16 protein-coding genes are annotated in these 14,517 nt (G+C 65.0%); 7 read left to right on the forward strand and 9 right to left on the reverse strand.

The window, feature by feature from the left end; all coding sequences use genetic code 11:
* Nucleotides 1–12 precede the first annotated feature (12 nt).
* From pheS to LGR44_RS02535, 5 genes are all read right to left on the reverse strand, one after another.
* On the reverse strand, nucleotides 13–1,095 hold the full coding sequence (gene pheS, locus LGR44_RS02515; protein ID WP_226736853.1) for a phenylalanine--tRNA ligase subunit alpha: 1,083 nt from the start codon (nucleotides 1,093–1,095) through the stop codon (nucleotides 13–15).
* Nucleotides 1,096–1,265: 170 nt separating this feature from the next.
* The gene (gene rplT, locus LGR44_RS02520) at nucleotides 1,266–1,637 is read right to left on the reverse strand and encodes a 50S ribosomal protein L20 (protein ID WP_226736856.1); all 372 of its coding nucleotides are present in this window, start codon (nucleotides 1,635–1,637) and stop codon (nucleotides 1,266–1,268) included.
* Between the two features lie 39 nt (nucleotides 1,638–1,676).
* Nucleotides 1,677–1,877: a 50S ribosomal protein L35 gene (gene rpmI / locus LGR44_RS02525; RefSeq protein ID WP_226736858.1), complete on the reverse strand. Its 201-nt coding sequence runs from the start codon at nucleotides 1,875–1,877 to the stop codon at nucleotides 1,677–1,679.
* Nucleotides 1,878–2,076: 199 nt separating this feature from the next.
* Nucleotides 2,077–2,598, reverse strand: a complete 522-nt coding sequence (infC, locus tag LGR44_RS02530; RefSeq protein WP_226737104.1) for a translation initiation factor IF-3 — start codon at nucleotides 2,596–2,598, stop codon at nucleotides 2,077–2,079.
* Nucleotides 2,599–2,737: 139 nt separating this feature from the next.
* A complete protein-coding gene (locus LGR44_RS02535; RefSeq protein WP_226736860.1) occupies nucleotides 2,738–3,952 on the reverse strand; it encodes a glycosyltransferase family 4 protein in 1,215 nt (404 codons plus the stop codon).
* Between the two features lie 99 nt (nucleotides 3,953–4,051).
* Here LGR44_RS02535 and LGR44_RS02540 point away from each other — a divergent pair, with 99 nt between their 5' ends.
* Nucleotides 4,052–4,813 carry an alpha/beta hydrolase gene (locus LGR44_RS02540; protein ID WP_226736862.1) on the forward strand — a complete coding sequence of 254 codons (762 nt, stop codon included), beginning with the start codon at nucleotides 4,052–4,054 and terminating at the stop codon, nucleotides 4,811–4,813.
* 15 nt (nucleotides 4,814–4,828) lie between these two features.
* On the opposite strand, the gene LGR44_RS02545 is transcribed toward LGR44_RS02540, so the two are convergent.
* The 3 genes from LGR44_RS02545 to argH all read right to left on the reverse strand — a co-directional run bounded on the left by LGR44_RS02545 (nucleotide 4,829) and on the right by argH (nucleotide 7,116).
* Complete coding sequence (locus LGR44_RS02545; RefSeq protein WP_226736864.1) at nucleotides 4,829–5,095, reverse strand: BQ00720 family protein; 267 nt, start codon at nucleotides 5,093–5,095, stop codon at nucleotides 4,829–4,831.
* Between the two features lie 23 nt (nucleotides 5,096–5,118).
* On the reverse strand, nucleotides 5,119–5,553 hold the full coding sequence (locus LGR44_RS02550) for an Hsp20 family protein (RefSeq protein WP_226736866.1): 435 nt from the start codon (nucleotides 5,551–5,553) through the stop codon (nucleotides 5,119–5,121).
* Nucleotides 5,554–5,751: 198 nt separating this feature from the next.
* Nucleotides 5,752–7,116 carry an argininosuccinate lyase gene (gene argH / locus LGR44_RS02555; RefSeq protein ID WP_226737106.1) on the reverse strand — a complete coding sequence of 455 codons (1,365 nt, stop codon included), beginning with the start codon at nucleotides 7,114–7,116 and terminating at the stop codon, nucleotides 5,752–5,754.
* A 237-nt stretch (nucleotides 7,117–7,353) separates the two neighbouring features.
* Between argH and LGR44_RS02560 the strand changes: the two genes are divergently transcribed.
* From LGR44_RS02560 to LGR44_RS02585, 6 genes are read left to right on the forward strand one after another with little or no spacing between them, the layout of a single operon-like run.
* Nucleotides 7,354–8,949, forward strand: coding sequence for an ABC transporter substrate-binding protein (locus LGR44_RS02560; protein ID WP_226736869.1), 1,596 nt, complete (start codon nucleotides 7,354–7,356; stop codon nucleotides 8,947–8,949).
* A gap of 22 nt (nucleotides 8,950–8,971) precedes the next feature.
* Nucleotides 8,972–10,012: an ABC transporter permease gene (locus LGR44_RS02565; RefSeq protein WP_226737108.1), complete on the forward strand. Its 1,041-nt coding sequence runs from the start codon at nucleotides 8,972–8,974 to the stop codon at nucleotides 10,010–10,012.
* A complete protein-coding gene (locus tag LGR44_RS02570) occupies nucleotides 10,012–10,944 on the forward strand; it encodes an ABC transporter permease (RefSeq protein WP_226736871.1) in 933 nt (310 codons plus the stop codon). The genes LGR44_RS02565 and LGR44_RS02570 overlap by 1 nt, the downstream gene beginning before the upstream one ends.
* On the forward strand, nucleotides 10,941–11,780 hold the full coding sequence (locus tag LGR44_RS02575) for an ABC transporter ATP-binding protein (protein WP_226736873.1): 840 nt from the start codon (nucleotides 10,941–10,943) through the stop codon (nucleotides 11,778–11,780). Before LGR44_RS02570 ends, LGR44_RS02575 begins: the two co-directional genes overlap by 4 nt.
* Before the next feature lie 8 nt (nucleotides 11,781–11,788).
* A complete protein-coding gene (locus LGR44_RS02580; RefSeq protein WP_226736875.1) occupies nucleotides 11,789–12,559 on the forward strand; it encodes an ABC transporter ATP-binding protein in 771 nt (256 codons plus the stop codon).
* Nucleotides 12,560–12,595: 36 nt separating this feature from the next.
* Nucleotides 12,596–13,666, forward strand: coding sequence for a dipeptidase (locus LGR44_RS02585; protein WP_226736877.1), 1,071 nt, complete (start codon nucleotides 12,596–12,598; stop codon nucleotides 13,664–13,666).
* A 10-nt stretch (nucleotides 13,667–13,676) separates the two neighbouring features.
* Here LGR44_RS02585 and LGR44_RS02590 read toward each other — a convergent pair whose 3' ends face one another.
* Complete coding sequence (locus tag LGR44_RS02590) at nucleotides 13,677–14,516, reverse strand: ABC transporter permease (protein WP_226736879.1); 840 nt, start codon at nucleotides 14,514–14,516, stop codon at nucleotides 13,677–13,679.
* Nucleotide 14,517: the final 1 nt, after the last annotated feature.

Here is a 14,517-nt window from a genome sequence, read left to right on the forward strand (position 1 = left end):
GTTGCTCTCCTTTTACGCCGTCAGGCCGCTCACGAGGCTCGGAATGTCGAGCGGGCGGAAGCCGTAATGGTTCAGCCAGCGCACATCCGCCTCGAAGAAGGGGCGCAGATCCGGCATGCCGTATTTCAGCATGGCGATGCGGTCGATCCCCATGCCCCAGGCGAAGCCCTGGTACTCGTCGGGATCGAGGCCGCAATTGCGCAGCACGTTCGGGTGCACCATTCCGCAGCCGAGGATTTCGAGCCAGTCCTCGCCCTCGCCGAAGCGGATTTCGCCGCCCTTGCGCGAGCACTGGATGTCCACCTCGGCCGAAGGCTCGGTGAAGGGGAAGAAGGACGGGCGGAAGCGCATCTTCACCTGGTCGACCTCGAAGAAGGCCTTGCAGAACTCTTCCAGGATCCACTTCAGGTGCGCGATGTTGGCCTGCTTGTCGATGACGAGGCCCTCCACCTGATGGAACATCGGCGTGTGGGTCTGGTCGGAGTCATGACGGTAGGTCCGGCCCGGGATGATGACCCGGATCGGCGGCGCCTGGCTGGTCATGGTGCGGATCTGCACCGGCGAGGTGTGGGTGCGCAGCACCTTGCGCTCGCCCTTCTCGTCCGGGGCGAGGAAGAAGGTGTCGTGCATCTCCCGGGCCGGGTGGCCGACGGGGAAGTTCAGGGCCGTGAAGTTGAGGTAGTCCGTCTCGATGTCCGGCCCCTCGGCCACGGAGAAGCCCATATCGGCGAAGATCGCCGTCAGCTCCTCGATCACCTGGCTGATCGGGTGGATGCGCCCGCGGCTCTCGGGAGCCTCCGGCACGGGCAGCGTCACGTCGATGCGCTCGGCGGCGAGCCGGGCCTCGAGGGCTGCCTCGGCCAGGGTGTCCCGCCGGGCCGCGATGGCGGTCTGCACCTTGTCGCGCAGGCCGTTGATGAGAGGGCCGCGCTCCTTGCGCTCCTCGGGCGTCATGGCGCCGAGGGTCTTGAGCAGTTCGGAGACGGAGCCCTTCTTGCCGAGCGCGGAGACGCGCACGGATTCGAGAGCCGCTTCGTCGCCGGCAGCTTCGACCTGGGTCAGCAGGTCACGTTCGAGTTGATTGAGATCGGTCATCGGTCCCTTGCCAGATGCAAGCGCTTGAGTGATGCGCGGCACGGGAACCGTCAAGCCTTCCGAGCCGCAAAATGTCAATGACGGCCTTCGGGCCGTCGGTGCGGATGGTCTCGGTGGCGGGAAAGGGCGGCGCGACGGGAGATCCCCGCCGCGCCGAAGCCAGGTTGTCCTTACGCAGCCGCCTGCTGAGGCAGGGAGGCCTTGGCGCGCTCCACGTAAGCGGCGAAGGCCGCCGGCTCGTGGATGGCCATTTCGGACAGGACCTTGCGATCGACCTCGACCCCGGCCTTGCCGAGACCGTCGATAAATCGGGAATAGGTCAGGCCGTGCTCGCGGACCGCCGCGTTGAGACGCTGGATCCACAGAGCGCGGAACGTGCGCTTCTTGTTCTTACGGTCGCGATAAGCATACTGCATGCTCTTCTCGACCGCCTGCTTGGCGATGCGGATAGTATTCTTGCGGCGGCCGTAGAAACCCTTGGCGGCCTTCAGAACCTTCTTGTGCTTGGCGTGGGCGGTAACGCCCCGTTTGACGCGGGCCATTTAAAAACTCCTTCAAAATCAGGGATGTAAGAGACCGCCTTAGCCGTTCGGCAGGAAGTACTTCTTCACGTTGTACGCATCGCCCTCGAACAGGACGTTGGTGCCGCGCAGGTTGCGGATCTGCTTGTTGGTCCGCTTGATCATCCCGTGGCGCTTGCCGGCCTGGGCGTAAACGACCTTGCCGGTGCCAGTGATCTTGAAGCGCTTTTTCGCGCCCGACTTCGTCTTCAGCTTGGGCATTTGGCTCTCCTTTGGACAGGCCGCGAGGGGGCGAACCGCCCTTTCGGCCTTTTCATTGCTGCTATGAGCAAAACAAACCGCCACGGCAGCCCTTAATCAGCCGGGCGGTTCGATGAAGGGCGGCTTATGGCAGAAGACCGCCCAAAAAGCAATGGCCGCCGGTTGCCCGACGGCCACGAATTCCGTCCCGGCCGGCGGCTTACCGCGGCGCCAGGACCATGACGACCTGACGGCCTTCGAAATTCGGCTCCTGCTCGACCTTAGCGAGATCGCCCACGTCGGACTTGACCCGGTCCAGGACCTTCAGGCCCAGGTCCTGGTGCGCCATCTCGCGGCCGCGGAAGCGCAAGGTGATCTTGACCTTGTTCCCTTCCTCGAAGAAGCCCTTCATGGCCCGCATCTTGACGTCGTAATCGTGATCGTCGATGCCCGGGCGCAGCTTGACCTCCTTGACCTCGACGGTCTTCTGCTTCTTGCGCGCCTCGGCGGCCTTCTTCTGCTCCAGGAAGCGATACTTGCCGTAGTCGAGGATCTTGCAGACCGGCGGGGACGAGTTGGGGGCGATCTCCACCAGATCGAGCCCCGCATCCTCGGCCAGGCGCAATGCGTCGAAGAAGGGCATCACACCCTTGTTCTGGCCGGATTCGTCAATCAGCTGCACTTCGCGAACACCGCGAATGTCTCGGTTGGCGCGCGGTCCGTCTTTCTGCGGAACCGGCATCGGTCTCATTGGTCTGCGAATGGCTCGTATCTCCTGTTTGACGGGCTCAGTCGGGAATGGCGGCCACTGACGGGGCCCGCTGACTCATGCTCGACTTTTGCCACGGATAACCTGACATTTCGCGCAAATGCGCGCGAAGTCAACTTGTTCTGCGCGTGAAATGGCCTTCCAGCTGCTCGGAATACACATCCAGCGTGCTGGCGACCATCCGCTCCAGCGAAAAGTGGTGCTCCACATGAGCCCGCGCACGGGCTCCCAGCGCGATTCGGGCGCTGGCGCCCAGCCCCAGGGCCTCGCCCACGGCCTCCGCCAGGGCATCCGCATCGGCCGGCGGGATCCGCCAGCCCGTCCGTTCATGGGACTGGACCGCGGGCGGGGACAGGACCGTCTCCGGCACGGCGCCGAGATCCGACACGACGACGGGCGTTCCCATGGCCTGGGCCTCCACGGCCGAACGGCCGAAGGCCTCCGGCTCCGTGGAGGGAACGGTCACGACCGACGCGGCCAGGAAGGCCGCCGGCATGTCGGTGCAGTGCCCCACCCGGCGGACGACACCCGTCAGCTTGCGGGCTTCGATGAGATTTTCCAGGTCACGAACGTATGAATCGCGTCCCTGGGGGTCGCCGGCCAGGATGTAGGCCACGTCCCTCACCCCCTGGTCGCGAAGCTTGGCCGCCGTCTCGATGAGGATCTTCTGGCCTTTCCAGCCCGTCAGGCGCGCCGCCAGAAGCACGATCCGCTCGTGAGGAGCGACGTTCCAGACCTTCCGCAGGTTCTCCACCCTCTCGGGAGCGACCGCGGAGGGCGAGAACACGGAGAAGTCCGTTCCGCGATGGATGACCCGGATCCGATCCGCGGCCTGGGGATAGACCGACCGGATCAGGTCGCCCGTATAATATGAGTTGGCGATGATCGCGTCGCCGCGCGCCATCACGGAATTGTAGAGAACCTTCACCGACGACCGGCCGGAATAGCTTCCGTGATAGGTCGTCACGAAGGGAAGGTTGAGCGAGCGCGCAGCCCCCAGGGCGACCCAGGCGGGGGCACGGGAGCGGGCGTGGATGAGAGCCACTCTCTCGTGGTAGCAGATGCGGGCGAGCCGCCGCACGTTGACCATCATGGAGAACGGATTCTTGGTCGCGGCGCGAAAGGGTATCCAGACGCCGCCCTTGGCCTGAAGCTCGCCGACGAGGCGCCCGCCTTCGGTCGCCACCAGGGCCCGGGCTCCCGCCTGGGCAAGCCCCTCGGCGATGTCCACGGTGGTGCGCTCCGCACCGCCGGCCTCGAGCTCTGGAATGATCTGGAGGATCGTCCGTCCCGCCAGCGGATGGAACTGGGAGGTCGGAAACGCCATCCCTCCGCCGGGTCGCGTTGAAAAACTCACAGATGTAAGAGCCTTTGTCGGAGAATCATGCGTAAACGTTGCGTCAAAGCAGTTGAGGATGAGTTAACCATGCCGCAAAGCCACACCGTCGGCCAGGGGGCCGAGGCGCGTCAGATTGCTGTGCTCATACGGGAGGGCAAGGGCCCTCCGGTCGTCTGGCTCGGCGGCTTCAAATCGGACATGCGTTCCACGAAGGCGGCCTTTCTGGACGAGTGGGCGGAGCGAACCGGGCGCAGTTTCCTGCGCTTCGACTATAGCGGCCATGGCGAGTCGGGCGGAGCCTTCGAGGACGGCACCATCTCCCGCTGGCTGGAGGATACGCTCCAGGTCCTGGAGCGGTTCGTCACCGGCAGGCCCATCCTCGTCGGCTCCTCGATGGGAGGGTGGATCGCCCTTCTGACCGCACGGCGCCTGATGGCGGCGCGTCCGGACCTCAGCCCGGTGGGAATGGTGCTGATCGCTCCCGCGGTGGATTTCACGGAAAGACTGATGTGGGATCGGTTTCCGGAAGACATCAAGCGGGCCGTCGAGGAGACCGGCGTCTATCACCGCCCCTCGGCGTACTCGGAGGATCCCTATCCGATCACGAAGGGACTGATCGAGGACGGCCGCCATCATCTTCTCTTCGGCGGGCCGATCCAGACGGGCTGCCCCGTCCACATCCTGCAGGGGATGGAGGATCCCGACGTGCCGTGGCAGCACGCGCTGCAGCTCGTGGAGCACCTGCCGGGGGACAGCGTTTCTCTTACCCTCATCAAGGATGGAGATCACCGCCTTTCCCGGCCGGAGGATCTGGAGCGCCTGATCGGGGCGATCGAGGCGATCGTCTGAGGCGAGAGGTGAGCCTTAGTGGAGGCTCACCGTCTCGAGATCGTGGGCCCAGGCATTGGCCACGGCCGCATCGCGGGTGTCGGTCAGGACGATGGGCTCGCCGCTGGCGGACAGGAGTGCGAAGAGTTGCAGGCCGGGCTGGATCTTCGGCGCCTGGGGGAAGAGCCTTGCGACGTCGTCCGAGCGCAGGGGCTTCACATAGGCCATCTGGCCCTCGCCCAACGTGGCCAATTCCGCCGCGTTCAGGGGGATCTCAGGATGGATCTTGGTGTTGTGGTTCATGGTCCTCTCCTTTGCGGACGCCGTCACGCCTTGTCCTGGCTGATGATATCGATCTTGCGGATGATCCGCTCCGGCTCGGGACGGGCCAGATCGATCGACAGCAATCCGTTGGACAAGTCGGCGCCGAGAACCTCCATGCCGTCGACGAGGAGGAAGGCGCGCTGGAACTGACGGGCGGCGATGCCGCGATGTAGGAAGTGCCTTGCCTTGTCGTCGGTCTGCCGCCCCCTGATGACGAGCTGGTTTTCCTCCAAAGTCACCTCCAGCTGGTCCCGGGTGAAGCCGGCGACCGCAAGAGTGATCCGGAGACGCTCGGGGGCGTGCTCGGTTCGAGCCAGACGCTCGATGTTGTAGGGCGGATACCCGTCCCCTGCTGCCTTTGCGACCCGGTCGAGCGCCTGCTCGATCTCATCGAAGCCTAACAGAAACGGATGCCCAAAAGGCGACTGACGCGACATGTTCGAAGCCCAAGGTTAGAGGCACTTCGGGTGGTTTTGAGCCCGCTCCTGCGGCACTCAAGCGACCATGACAGGTTCGCTCTCAGCAATATGGATATGCTCAAGGGGGCGATCAAGCCCCACGCCCGGCAAGCCCTTCGCGGCCGCCCGGTTATGGCTAAAATTGTCTTTCAAGCGTGCGGCGGCGGACGCGCCGGATCAGAGGCGCTCCCGCCACCAGGCGATCTGCTCGGACACGCGGACGGGCGAGGTGCCGCCGAAGCTCGTGCGCGAACGGACGGAGTTCTCCACGCCGAGAACATCGTAGATGCCCTGATGGATCCGGGGCTCGACCGCCTGCATGGCGTCGAGAGGCAGGTCTTCGAGGCTGCAGCCGCGCCGCTCCGCCTCCGAAACGATCCGCCCGGTGATGTGGTGAGCATCACGGAAGGGAATGTTGAGACTCCGCACGACCCAGTCGGCGAGATCGGTAGCGGTGGAGTAGCCGGCTCCGGCCACGGCGGCCATGCGCTCCGGCACCGGCTCCAGGTCCTGGATCATGCCCGTCATGGCGGCAAGGACGATCTCGAGGGTGTCCGCGGCATCGAACAGCGGCTCCTTGTCCTCCTGGGTGTCCTTCGCATAGGCGAGCGGAAGACCCTTCATCACGGTCAGGAGGGACATGAGCGAGCCGACGATCCGCCCGGTCTTGCCGCGTACCAGTTCGGCCGCGTCCGGGTTGCGCTTCTGCGGCATCATGCTGGAACCGGTGGTCCAGCGGTCCGGCAGCCGCACGAACCCGAAGGGCGCCGACATCCAGATGATGATCTCCTCCGCCAGCCGCGACAGGTGGACGGCGCAGATCGAGGCGATCGAGAGAAATTCCAGGATGCTGTCCCGGTCGGACACGGAATCGAGGGAATTGCGGGTCGGGCCGTCGAACCCCAGCGCCTGCGCGGTCATGTGCCGGTCGATGGGGAACGAGGTTCCGGCCAGGGCGCCGGCGCCGAGAGGGCTCTCGTTCAGGCGCCTGCGGGAGTCGCGAATGCGGCCGCGGTCGCGGCCGAACATTTCCACATAGGCCATGAGATGGTGACCGAAGGTCACGGGCTGGGCGCTCTGCAGGTGGGTGAAGCCGGGCATGACGGTCGCGGCGTGCGGCTCGGCCTTGTCGAGGAGCGCGGTGAGGAGCTTCGTCAGTTGCTCGTCGGTGCGGTCATGGGCGTCGCGCACCCAGAGACGCGTGTCGGTGGCGACCTGATCGTTGCGGCTGCGTGCGGTGTGAAGCCGCGCCGCCGGGTCTCCGACGATCTCCCGCAGACGGCTCTCCACGTTCATGTGAATGTCTTCGAGGGCCTTCGAGAAGGCGAAGCCGCCGGTCTCGATCTCCCCCAGGACCCGCTGCAATCCCGCATGGATCGCGTCCCGGTCGCTCTCGGCGATGATGCCCTGTTTCGCCAGCATGGCGCTGTGCGCGATCGAGCCCTGAATGTCCTGTGAGGCCAAGCGCTTGTCGAAATCGATGGAGGCATTGATCGCCTCCATGAGCGCGCTGGGCGATGAGGAGAAGCGCCCTCCCCACATGGTGTTGGCACCGGGCTTCTTGGCTTCGTCGGACACTTTGTTTCATCCAGGATTGAGGTTCAGGAGCTTTGCCACAGCCGGGCCTTGCCGCCAAGCCGCATCCTCGTGCCCGTGCATTAATCACCTTGCGCAATGTTTGCCAGTTTAAAACCAGTTGATTGACTCGACAGAGCCTGTTTGATTTGCATTCTTACCGACGCACAACAGGCGCACCCCAGCGCCGCGAGGGAATTGACGATGAAGCGACTTCCGAAATTTCTCCTATCAGCCGCCATGGTGGCCACCATGGCGACGTCGTTCTCGGCCGTGAAGGCGGCGACGCCGCCGGACACGCTCGTCCAGGCCTGGCAGATCGACGACATCATCACGCTCGATCCGGCCGAGATCTTCGAGTTCACCGCCTCCGAGATCGCCGGCAACACCTATGAGCGCCTGATCAACTACGATCCCAAGGACGTCTCGAAGATCTATGGCGAGGTGGCCGAGTCCTGGACGGTTTCCCCCGACGGGAAGACGATCACCTTCAAGATCCGCGAAGGCAAGAAGTTCGCCTCCGGCAACCCGCTGACCGCCGAGGACGTGGCGTTCTCCCTTCAGCGCGCCGTCATCCTCGACAAGTCCCCGGCCTTCATCCTCGGCCAGTTCGGGCTGACGAAGGACAACGTGAAGGACAAGATCAAGCAGACCGGCCCGTACGAGGTCACCATGGAGCTCGACAAGGCCTATGCGCCGAGCTTCGTCCTTTACGCGCTGACCTCCACCGTCGCCTCCGTCGTCGACAAGAAGCTCGTGATGCAGAACGAGAAGGACGGCGACCTGGGCTATAACTGGCTCAAGACGCATTATGCCGGTTCCGGCCCGTTCTCGATCCGCGACTGGAAGGCGAACGAGGTCGTCGTTCTCGAGCGCAACCCGAACTACGACAAGAAGACCCCGCTGGCCCGCGTGATCTATCGCCATATCAAGGAAACGGCCACCCAGCGCCTCCTGCTGGAGAAGGGCGACGTCGACATCGCGCGCAACCTCAACCCCGAGGAGCTCGCCGCCGTCTCGAAGGACCCGAACATCGAGGTCGATTCCGGCGCCAAGGGTACGCTGTACTACCTGGGCCTGAACCAGAAGAACCCGAACCTCGCCAAGCCCGAGGTTCGCAAGGCCCTGAAATATCTCGTCGATTATGCCGCGATCGCGGACACGATCATGAAGAACAAGGCGGAGGTCCATCAGGCCTTCCTGCCGGAGGGCTTCCTCGGCGCGGTCAACGAGAACCCCTACAAGCTCGACGTCGCCAAGGCGAAGGAGCTTCTGGCCCAGGCCGGCCTGAAGGACGGCTTCACGGTGACCATGGATACCCGCTCCACCGCCGACATCACGGCCATGGCGCAGGCGATCCAACAGACCTTCGCGCAGGCCGGCATCAAGCTGGAGATCATCCCGGGCGACGGCAAGCAGACCCTGACCAAGTATCGTGCCCGCCAGCACGACATCTATATCGGCCAGTGGGGCGCGGATTATCAGGATCCGAACACCAACGCCGACACCTTCGCGGCGAACGACAACAACGCGGACAATGCTTCGGCGAAGCCGCTGGCGTGGCGCAATGCCTGGGATCCGGGCCCGCTGACGGCCAAGACCCGCGCTGCGGTGATGGAGAAGGACCCCGAGAAGCGCGCTCAGATGTACAAGGAGCTGCAGCAGGCGGTTCTCGACGACGGCCCCTACGTGATCTTCCTGCAGCAGATCGAGAACATGGCCATGCGCAAGAATGTGGATGGCGTCGTGATCGGTCCTTCGTTCGATACCAACAGCGTGGCCCAGGCCAAGAAGAACTAAATTTTCAATGGCTTCTGAAACGATGACTCGGAGCGGAGGGCACGATGCCCTCCGCTCCTTCCTTAAAAGGACCGCACAGTTCCTTCTCGTGCTGGCGACGACCCTGCTCGGTCTGATTGCCGTCACCTTCTTCATCGGCCGCGTCGTGCCGATCGATCCGGTCATCGCCATCGTCGGCGACCGTGCTCCGGCCCATGTCTACGAGAGGGCGCGTGAGGAACTGGGTCTCGATCTGCCGCTGATCCAGCAATTCGGCATCTACGTGAAGAAGGCCGTCACCGGCGATTTCGGGAATTCCGTCCTGACCACCAATCCGGTGATGACGGACATTGCGAACGTGTTTCCCGCGACCCTCGAGCTTGCCACCCTCGGCACGATCATCGGAACGCTGCTCGGCATCCCGCTCGGTGTGCTGGCCGCCGTGAAACGCGGCAGCCTCATCGATCAGCTCGTGCGCCTTCTCGGCCTTGTCGGCTATTCCGTGCCGATCTTCTGGCTCGGCCTCATGAGCCTGCTCCTGTTCTACGCGAAACTCGGCTGGGTCGGCGGGCCGGGCCGCATCGACGTGACCTATTCCTATCTCTATACCCCCGTCACGGGCATCGTTCTTCTCGACACCGCGATGCAGGGGCAGTGGGATGCGTTCTGGGACGCGGTCTCGCACATCGCGCTTCCGGCCTGCCTCCTCGGCTATTTCTCGCTCGCCTATATCAGCCGCATGACCCGCTCCTTCATGCTGAACGAGCTGGCGCAGGAATACGTGATCGCCGCGCGGGTGAAGGGTCTCTCGGAGATGCGGGTAATCTGGCGCCATGCCTTGCGCAATGCGGCCGTTCCCCTCGTGACCGTGATCGCCCTCTCCTACGCGAACCTGCTCGAGGGCTCCGTGCTGACCGAGACGGTCTTCGCCTGGCCGGGACTCGGCCAGTACATCACCAACTCCCTGCAGAATGCGGACATGAACGCCGTGCTCGGCGGCACCCTCGTGATCGGCGCCGTCTTCGTGCTGCTCAACCTGGTGTCCGATCTGCTCTACCGCCTTCTTGATCCGAGGACACGCTGATGGTCGGCGCCCCTCCCTTTCCGCAACCGTCCGCCACGCAGGCCTGGCTTCTTTCGCCGGAGCCGAGCTCCCGCTGGCAGGCTCGCCTCGGCCGCGGCTATCTCGGCTGGCGCGCCTTCACCAAGAACCCGCTGGCCGTGCTGGGCCTCGGCATCGTCGTGCTGCTGATCCTGGTCGCCATCTTCGCCGACCTGATCGCGCCCTATTCCCCGATCGCGGGCGGAGATCTGCGAACGGAGCGGCTTCTGCCGCCGAGCGCGGAACACTGGTTCGGCACGGACGACCTGGCGCGGGATATCTTCTCGCGCGTGGTCTACGGCTCCCGCATCACCCTGTGGGTCATCGTGCTGGTGGCTCTCATCGCGACACCGATCGGCCTGCTGGTCGGCACGGTGTCCGGCTATCTCGGCGGCTGGGTCGATACGGTCCTGATGCGGATCACCGACATCTTCCTCGCCTTCCCGCGCCTGATCCTCGCGCTGGCTTTCGTGGCCGCCCTGGGTCCGGGCATCGAGAACGCGGTGATCGCCATCGCCATCACTTCGTGGCCGCCCTATGCCCGTATCGCACGCGCCGAAACCCTCACCATCCGCAACAGCGATTTCATCGCGGCGGTAAAGCTCCAGGGTGCCTCGACGCCGCGGATCATCCTGGGCCACGTGGTGCCGCTCTGCATCTCGTCCCTCATCATCCGCGTCACCCTCGACATGGCGGGCATCATCCTGACCGCCGCCGGCCTCGGCTTCCTCGGCCTCGGCGCTCAGCCGCCGATGCCCGAATGGGGCGCCATGGTCGCGACCGGACGCAACTACCTCATCGACCAATGGTGGGTCGCCGCCATGCCGGGCATCGCCATCTTCGTGGTGAGCCTCGGCTTCAACCTGCTGGGCGACGGCCTGCGCGACGTTCTCGATCCGAAGGCCGCCAAATGACCAAGCCGCTTCTCGACGTCGAAGACCTGCGCGTCCGCTTCCACCTTCGCACCGGCACCGTGGAAGCGGTGCGGGGCGTGTCGTTCCAACTCGGCCGCGAGCGCCTCGGCATCGTCGGCGAGTCGGGTTCCGGCAAGTCGCAGACCGGGCGCGCGATCCTGGGTCTCACCCCGCCGCCCGGCGAGGTGACGGCCCAGCGCCTCGCGTTCGACGGCATCGATCTTCTCACCGCCTCGAAGCGGACGCTGCGCGAGCTGCGCGGCGGGCGCATCAGCATGGTGATGCAGGACCCGAAATACTCGCTGAACCCGGTCATGACCATCGGCGAGCAGATCATCGAGGCCTACCGGGCCCATGCGAGGAAGGCCGGCCGCGGCGAGGCGCGGGACCGGGCTCTCGCCATGCTGGAAGCCGTGAAGATGCGCGATCCCGGCCGCGTCTTCGCTCTCTATCCGCACGAGGTGTCGGGCGGCATGGGGCAGCGGGCCATGATCGCCATGATGCTCGTGACCGAGCCGGACCTCCTCATCGCCGACGAGCCGACTTCGGCCCTGGACGTGACCGTTTCGATGGAGGTCCTGCGCATCCTGGACGAACTCGTTTCGGAGCGCGGCATGGGGCTCATCTTCATCTCGCACGATCTGAAGCTGGTCTCCTCATTCTGCGACCGGGTGCTCGTGATGTATGCGGGCCGCGTGGTCGAGGAACTGCAGGCCAAGCATCTGCGTGAGGCGAAGCACCCCTATACCCAGGGGCTCATGAGCTGCCTGCCGACGCTGGCGAACGACGTGCGTCCGCTTCCCACCCTGAACCGCGACCCCGCCTGGGCGCAGTGACAGATCCGATGCTCGATATTCAGAACCTCAAAGTCGTCTACGGAACGGGCCGCCTTCGCGTCGAGGCGGTCAAGAACGTCAGCTTTCATGTGGAGGCCGGCGCGTCCTACGGGCTGGTGGGCGAATCCGGATCCGGCAAGTCGACGGTCCTGCGCGCCATCTGCGGTCTGGCGCCGATCTCGGGCGGGCATGTCCGGGTGGATGGAAAGGAAGTGAAGACGCCGCGCGAGAAGAGCTTCTATCGCACGGTCCAGATGGTGTTTCAGGACCCTTATGCCTCGCTCCACCCCCGTCACACGGTGGATCGGACCCTCTCGGAGCCCCTCGCCATCCATGGGGAGAAGGATGCGGAGGCGCGGATCCTCCAGGCACTGAAGGAAGTGGGGCTCGGCCCCTCCTTCCGGTTCCGCTATCCGCACCAGCTCTCCGGCGGCCAGCGCCAGCGCGTCGCCATCGCCCGCGCGCTCATCCTGCGCCCGAAGGTTCTGCTGCTCGACGAGCCGACTTCGGCGCTGGACGCCTCCGTGCAGGCGGAAATCCTCAATCTGCTCGACGACCTGCGGCGCGAGCTGGGGCTGACCTACATTCTGGTGAGCCACGACCTTGCCGTGGTCGCGCATCTCTGCGAGCGGCTGCTGGTGATGCAGCACGGCGAAGCCGTCGAGGAGACCACCTCCGTGGCGCTCCGGTCAGGCCAAGCCTCGAACAGCTACACGCAATCGCTGATCCAGGCGAGCCAGGGCTTCTCGCGAGAGGCGCCTGCACCTCTGGCCATCTGATCCTTCCGTCCGACGTCAACCCGGTTGAACTGACCCATGCCCCGCACTCCCCTGATGCCGGTCTTCGATGGCCACAACGACGTTCTTCTTCGCCTGATGCGCGGAAGGGCCGAGCCCGAGAAGGCTTTTCTCGAAGGCGACAATATCGGCCACCTCGACTGGCCCCGGATGAAGGAGGGTGGCTTCGTCGGCGGGTTCTTCGCCGTTTATGTCCCGTCCGATAATACGGGCGGCATCGACATCGATGCCCTCATGGCCCGGCCGCAATACGACGTGCCCCTGCCGCCCCAGCTCGAGCTCTCGCCGAGCCAGCAGGTGACGGTGCACATGGCGTCCCTGCTCCTGCGGATCGAGCGCGCCTCGAAGGGCGAGGTGAAGGTCTGCCGGAGCGCGTCCGACATCCGCCATTGCATCGACAGCGGGATACTCGCGGCCATTCTCCACATCGAAGGGGCCGAAGGCATCGACCCGGACCTGTACATGCTGGACGTGCTCTACGGCAGCGGCCTGCGCTCGATCGGGCCGGTCTGGAGCCGCTCCAACATCTTCGGCCATGGCGTCCCGTTCCGCTATCCGTCGTCTCCGGATACAGGTCCTGGATTGACGGACCACGGACGGGAACTCGTCCGGGCCTGCAACCGGCTCAAGATCATGCTCGACCTCTCGCACCTCAACGAGAAGGGCTTCTGGGACGTCGCGAAGATGAGCGATGCGCCTCTGGTGGCGACCCACTCCAATGCCCATGCGGTCTGCCCCCATTCCCGCAACCTGACCGACAAGCAGCTCGCCGCCATCCGCGAGAGCCGCGGCATGGTCGGCGTCAACTTCGCGACCTCCTTCATCCGCCCCGACGGGATGCGCAACGACGACACGCCGCTGGAAGAGATGATCCGCCACATGGATCACCTCATCGAGCATGTGGGCGTTGACGGCGTCGGGTTGGGCTCGGATTTCGACGGCGCGACGATCCCGGCCGAGATCGGCGACGTGCGCGGCCTGCCGCGCCTCGTCGATGCCATGCGCCGCCACGGCTACGACGAGGCCACCGTGCGCAAGCTCTGCTACGAGAACTGGGTCAACGTCCTGGAGCGGACCTGGGGCTACTGAGCCCCGGGCCTCAAGCCTCCGCCTTCGAGGTCAGGGCGAAGAGGCTCGCGATCCCGCCGACCCCGAGCATCAGGAAGAGGCTGACAGCGTTGATCGCCGGCGAGGCGCCCTCGCGCATCTGGCCGTACATGGTGATCGGCAGCGGTGCGTCGGAGCCGACGAGCATCAGGGTCGTGTTGAAGTTCTCGAACGACATGAGGAGCGCGACGAGACCCGCGCCGATGAGGGCGGGTTTCAGGAACGGCAGCGTGATCGTCCGCAGGACCCTCGCCCGGCTGGCCCCGAGGTCGAGCGCCGCCTCCTCCAGCGAGCGGTCGAACTTCCGCAGCCGCGCCGCAATGATCAGGGTCGAGATCGTGAGAATGAACGAGAGCTGCCCGAGGATCACGAGCGGCAGGCCCGGACGGAGAGGATCGAGATCGGTCTGAAGCCAGTCCTCGAGCCCGTTCGCGACGCGGGAAAAGAAGGCCAGGATCGAGATGCCGAGCACGACGCCGGGGATGACCAGCGGCCACAGCATCATCATGGCCAGAAAGGTCTTGCCGCGGAATTCCGCCCGCTCGAGCACCCAGGCGTTCACGGTGCCGACGACGACGGCGAGCAGGGCGACGGGAATCGCCACCTTGAGACTGTTGCCGATGCTCGTGAGCCAGATCGGGTCCATCAGGACCCCCGGCTTGCCGAAGGCGGATCCGTCGCCGATGAACCAGGCCAGGGTGAAGCCCCGCCACGGCGGCGAGGGGAACGGGCTGGCATTGAAGGCGAAGATCGCCACGACCAGGAGCGGCGCGAACAGGAACACGTAGAACGCCGCGATGTAGAGCTTCCAGACGAAGGACGGACGGTTCATC

The sequence above is a fragment of the Microvirga lenta genome (genome assembly GCF_020532555.1).
Lineage (GTDB): Bacteria > Pseudomonadota > Alphaproteobacteria > Rhizobiales > Beijerinckiaceae > Microvirga > Microvirga lenta.

Bases quoted from the DNA above. Each gene is read 5' to 3' on its own strand.
- infC (WP_226737104.1), bottom strand. From the start codon at position 2,598: ATGCCGGTTCCGCAGAAAGACGGACCGCGCGCCAACCGAGACATTCGC.
- LGR44_RS02540 (WP_226736862.1), top strand. From the start codon at position 4,052: ATGCCGCAAAGCCACACCGTCGGCCAGGGGGCCGAGGCGCGTCAGATT.
- LGR44_RS02580 (WP_226736875.1), top strand. From the start codon at position 11,789: ATGCTCGATATTCAGAACCTCAAAGTCGTCTACGGAACGGGCCGCCTT.
- rpmI (WP_226736858.1), bottom strand. From the start codon at position 1,877: ATGCCCAAGCTGAAGACGAAGTCGGGCGCGAAAAAGCGCTTCAAGATC.
- LGR44_RS02585 (WP_226736877.1), top strand. From the start codon at position 12,596: ATGCCCCGCACTCCCCTGATGCCGGTCTTCGATGGCCACAACGACGTT.
- LGR44_RS02550 (WP_226736866.1), bottom strand. From the start codon at position 5,553: ATGTCGCGTCAGTCGCCTTTTGGGCATCCGTTTCTGTTAGGCTTCGAT.
- LGR44_RS02575 (WP_226736873.1), top strand. From the start codon at position 10,941: ATGACCAAGCCGCTTCTCGACGTCGAAGACCTGCGCGTCCGCTTCCAC.
- argH (WP_226737106.1), bottom strand. From the start codon at position 7,116: ATGTGGGGAGGGCGCTTCTCCTCATCGCCCAGCGCGCTCATGGAGGCG.
- rplT (WP_226736856.1), bottom strand. From the start codon at position 1,637: ATGGCCCGCGTCAAACGGGGCGTTACCGCCCACGCCAAGCACAAGAAG.
- LGR44_RS02570 (WP_226736871.1), top strand. From the start codon at position 10,012: ATGGTCGGCGCCCCTCCCTTTCCGCAACCGTCCGCCACGCAGGCCTGG.
- LGR44_RS02590 (WP_226736879.1), bottom strand. From the start codon at position 14,516: ATGAACCGTCCGTCCTTCGTCTGGAAGCTCTACATCGCGGCGTTCTAC.
- LGR44_RS02535 (WP_226736860.1), bottom strand. From the start codon at position 3,952: ATGGCGTTTCCGACCTCCCAGTTCCATCCGCTGGCGGGACGGACGATC.
- pheS (WP_226736853.1), bottom strand. From the start codon at position 1,095: ATGACCGATCTCAATCAACTCGAACGTGACCTGCTGACCCAGGTCGAA.
- LGR44_RS02565 (WP_226737108.1), top strand. From the start codon at position 8,972: ATGACTCGGAGCGGAGGGCACGATGCCCTCCGCTCCTTCCTTAAAAGG.
- LGR44_RS02560 (WP_226736869.1), top strand. From the start codon at position 7,354: ATGAAGCGACTTCCGAAATTTCTCCTATCAGCCGCCATGGTGGCCACC.
- LGR44_RS02545 (WP_226736864.1), bottom strand. From the start codon at position 5,095: ATGAACCACAACACCAAGATCCATCCTGAGATCCCCCTGAACGCGGCG.